We start from the raw sequence: 3,933 nt of genomic DNA on the forward strand, positions 1-3,933 counted from the left end.
TTTCGCTCAAGTTAACCTGTGGAACTGAGATTTCTCTGTCGCTAAGTTTGTTATATAAGCTGGGTATGAAGCTGTTGCGAACAACGTTCGAGCATGTTCCAGCAAACTCCTGCAAGTAGATCAGTCGTCCTCCTATGTCGATGACAGTATTTTGGGAAGTATCTAGCTCAACAAAGCGCTCCTGAGGCTGATCATTACTTAACACTTGCCTAACCTCCCCTGCGTCTTGCTAGTCTGGGCTACCACTCACTTTCCCGCAGGTCATCCAGAGGGGATCCACCCTGGCTCTCTGAGCCTCCATCATCCGGCTCAAAGTCTACCTCCACAGCTAGCCGCAGCCTTACTCTACCGGCTTGCCAACCCTTACTGCCTGGCAGCAAGAGATGACAATTAATCCCTTCACCAAACCAGTCAGCTCCTTCCAGCTTAGCTCTTCTTTTTTGGTTAGGGCTTCTTGGGCTGCTCTCACCAAGCTAGCAACTCTAAAAGCTTCTCGCCTGGAGACAATCCCTTTTGGGTACTGACCTAAAGGTATCGACCTAAACCCCATACTTCCAGCCGGGGATCCAAAAACAGGCCTCTCTATCTCAGGTCATCAAGTCAGATCGTCAAGGAAACTATCTAACTCTGCAAAGCTCTCCGCTGAAGATGCAGTGCTTGCAGGAGCAGACACTTGATCTGTGTTTCTCTCACTTGAGCTTTCCGAAATCTCAGTCGACTCTACAGTGGCAGAGGAATCAGGGAGAAGAATTAGGGGCAGCATCTCACGATTGAGGCCTAAAGCTTGCAGGCAGAGGTTGATCCCAGAAACAGCTCGGTTGTATTTGTCTATGTTTGCATCCAATTCTTTCAGACGCTGCTGGTTAAGGGCAATTTTTTCTTCGGCCTCCTTCCTTAAAGTTGCCTCCATAAACTGCTTCGCCTCAGGGTACTTTTGCAAAATCTCATCAGCTATCTGCCTAGCAACCGGCAACAGCTGAGTCTTGAGAGTGTTGTTGGTTTCCTGACGGAAGTTAGAACGTATTGTCTGGCTAACTTTTGGCTCAAAGTCAAGCTTGAGTAACTGCCGGATCCCAGGCTCAGCGTCTCGAATAGCAGAAATGTCGTAGGATTGGGCAGTTTGCTTCAAAACTTCGCGAAACTGGTAAATCGAGAAAGTACCCTCATCATAGAAGCGAGGACTCTCTCTCAAGTACCGGTCACACTCTTTTCGAGCACCGCTGACCAGGGAGGTGCAAACTTTGTCCTTAACCTCTAGGAGCTTCTTCTCTATTTCCCCATCAGACCCGAGCAGACGGAGTAGCTGCTTGTAGTAATCTGAGCTACGCACTCGATCGATAAGCCGGCGGAAAGAGTTCTCCACAACTGTAATGGCGGATTCAACTAGTATATCCTCTAGGTGGTTCGAGAGATAGTAGAAGGCCTCAACCAAGACAGCTAGAAATGGGGCTGTGGAGTTACGCTGATGAATACGAACAGCTTGGCTATAGGTGCCATCCACGGAGAAGGTGTCTAGAAGTTCATCCAGCCTACGCACCATCTTGGCTTGCAACTTGCGAAAATCAGATTCAAAGTCTTTATCCATGCCGTTAATAATTTCGTTAACCATAGTTTCAATGTGGTCATAAAAGTCTCTTCCTATTTTGTTTAGCTGCTGGTTGATAAGCGCTAGTTCATACTCAATCATGCCACTGACTTCCCTAGGCTGACTATCCAAGTCCCTGTAGAGATCAAGGTAAGACTTCCTAAGCTCAACACAAAGGGGCCGCAAGTCATCGGCAAGCGCTAGAAACAACTGCGGACGCTTTTCTTCTGTTAGATAACGAGTAATCCCACTACGAAACTCTTCTATGCCGCTATCCTTGATCATGTGATTAACCAAAGGCATGCCCCACTCGCTGAGGATTCGGACATAGTTATCTATAGGCGTTTCGTAGCCATGCACTAGAGGGCGAAAGGGAGTGCCAATCAGTCTTCCTGAGCTACAGTACTTGACAAACTCGATGACAAACTGAGGAGTCTGTTCCTTACTGCCCAGTTCCCTTATACTTTCTGAGAAGATCGTGTCTAAGCCAAATCTGTTCCCTCGGCCAGTTCCCTTGATCTGTGAGCAGTAGAAGCCAAGCAGGGCACTTGTCTTGAATATACGGGCTCCACGGAATTGCTGATCAATAATGGTTTCTAGCCGCTGCCTTAGCTGCGGGTTGTACCAGGTTTCATCAATGCGGTTAAACACATAAAAAACTCGGTCTCGAATGCTGCTATTACTCTGGATGCGCTCAATAAGTTCTGTTTCCTCCTTAGTTAGCTCGCCAGTTGAGGCGCATTTGAGGACACAGACAACTGCGGAAGTATCCGGGTGAGCAATTTTTTGATATGTACGTTCAGCGTCTGCCCTAACTGGTGCATCAATACCAGGAGTATCGACGATAACATTTCCGTCCTTTAGTAGAGGATGATGACAGTAGTACTCGATCTTCCGCAAAACCGCACTGTTGGCACCTCGACGGGCAAAACTTGCAGCTTCTTTTAGGTTGCCTAAGTTAAGCTGCTCCATAGAGAATACTCCGTTTTCAGTTGGGTAGATCCTGACACGGTTTTGCTGAAAACCTTCAACCAACAAGCGCAGCGCATCTGCCTGCTTTGCCCGCTCTGACTTGCTCTTGCCGCCTTCTTGTTGAACAATGGCCTCAGCTTGCTCCTTGAGGCGACTGAGTGTAGCCTCCTCTAAGCCGTTGCCACTAGGGAGCGCTAAGCCTAGGCGACTGCAGAAAGCATCCATTTGTTCTTGCACCTGCTGCTCGCTGAGGAAGGTCAGCACTACTCTTTCGGCATCAGGTTCTGCATAGGAGATGTAGCACTCGGTTCCTGTGGCGTGTCCTTCAGCGCTGTAGAGAAGCTCCCTTTCCAGCAAAGCGTTGATTAACATCGATTTACCAGCACTGAAGGCACCAGCAAACACAATCTCAAAGGTTGGAGAAATTGCTTTGCTCAGTGAAGCCTGAACCCGCTTTGTGTCTTGCTTACTTGAAAGCGTGGGATCCTGCTGCCAGAGGTTGAGAATCGCTTCAACTTGCTCTCTTAAGCTTTCACACTGAGGTGGGAGCTGCATGGTCATAGCGGGAACCTCCGAAAATCTGGGAAGATTATAACCCGCTAGGCCTTGAGGTGAAGGCTTTCACGCTACTTTTTTCCGGTGAGACACTCACCCCACGCTCGACGGCTGACGGAGGCGTTCTTGCAGTGCGGAACCTAGCCTGCTACGGCAAAAAGCTCACTCCACTCCCGCCTGGGAACACCGGGCTTAGCAATGATCTCGAAGATGCGGTTTTTCGCTGCCGGCTGAAATAGGCTTTCAACAGCCACTTGGGCTACTTTGGTGCGAGGAATGCTGCCCTCAAATAGAGTGTCTGGTGGAGAGAGGACAATGCCATCCTCATTGTCTTGGTTCTTCAGGCCCCCTGGCCGAATGATAGTGTAGGTGAGGCCGCTTTTTTGCAAGTACTCTTCGGCTTGCTTTTTCCAGACCAAGATTAGCCAAAACAAATTGAGGGGGTGGAACAGCCGAGAAACACACAGGGAGGAAATTAAAACAAAGTGCTGGATCCCTTTGGCTTTGGCTACATCCACTAAGTTTTTGGTGCCCACATAGTCCACTCGGTAGGGCTGCAAGGGATCCCAGCTGGGCCTGGCTCCCGTAGCACAGAGAACCACCGTGCATCCCTCCATGCCAGCCTCCAGCGTGGTCGGATCCAGCACATCCCCCACCACCACTTCCGCTTTGGAGGGCAGAACCTGAGCGGCCAACTCGCGGCTGCGCACCAACGCCCGTACCGGGATGCCGCGATCCACTAGCTCTTTGACAATACGCCGCCCCGTTTCTCCCGTAGCCCCTGCAACAAAAGCTTTCATCCTTTCCCTGCCAAGCTGCTC

The 3,933-nt window shown here is 49.9% G+C and carries 3 protein-coding genes; all 3 read right to left on the minus strand.

From position 1 onward, the window contains the following. Positions 1 to 239 precede the first annotated feature (239 nt). The 3 genes from NW860_RS01265 to NW860_RS01275 all read right to left on the minus strand — a co-directional run bounded on the left by NW860_RS01265 (position 240) and on the right by NW860_RS01275 (position 3,912). Positions 240 to 380, minus strand: a complete 141-nt coding sequence (locus NW860_RS01265; RefSeq protein WP_414511971.1) for a KGK domain-containing protein — start codon at positions 378 to 380, stop codon at positions 240 to 242. Between the two features lie 215 nt (positions 381 to 595). Next, entirely contained in the window at positions 596 to 3,118 is a 2,523-nt protein-coding gene (locus NW860_RS01270) for a dynamin family protein (RefSeq protein WP_414394275.1), read from the minus strand. 134 nt (positions 3,119 to 3,252) lie between these two features. Further along, entirely contained in the window at positions 3,253 to 3,912 is a 660-nt protein-coding gene (locus NW860_RS01275) for an SDR family oxidoreductase (RefSeq protein ID WP_414511972.1), read from the minus strand. Between the last annotated feature and the right edge of the window lie 21 nt (positions 3,913 to 3,933).

The sequence above is a fragment of the Synechococcus sp. F70.1 genome (assembly GCF_047502745.1).
GTDB lineage: Bacteria > Cyanobacteriota > Cyanobacteriia > Thermostichales > Thermostichaceae > Thermostichus.

Coding starts and splice junctions, on each gene's coding strand:
- NW860_RS01275 (WP_414511972.1), bottom strand. CDS start 3,912: ATGAAAGCTTTTGTTGCAGGGGCTACGGGAGAAACGGGGCGGCGTATT.
- NW860_RS01270 (WP_414394275.1), bottom strand. CDS start 3,118: ATGACCATGCAGCTCCCACCTCAGTGTGAAAGCTTAAGAGAGCAAGTT.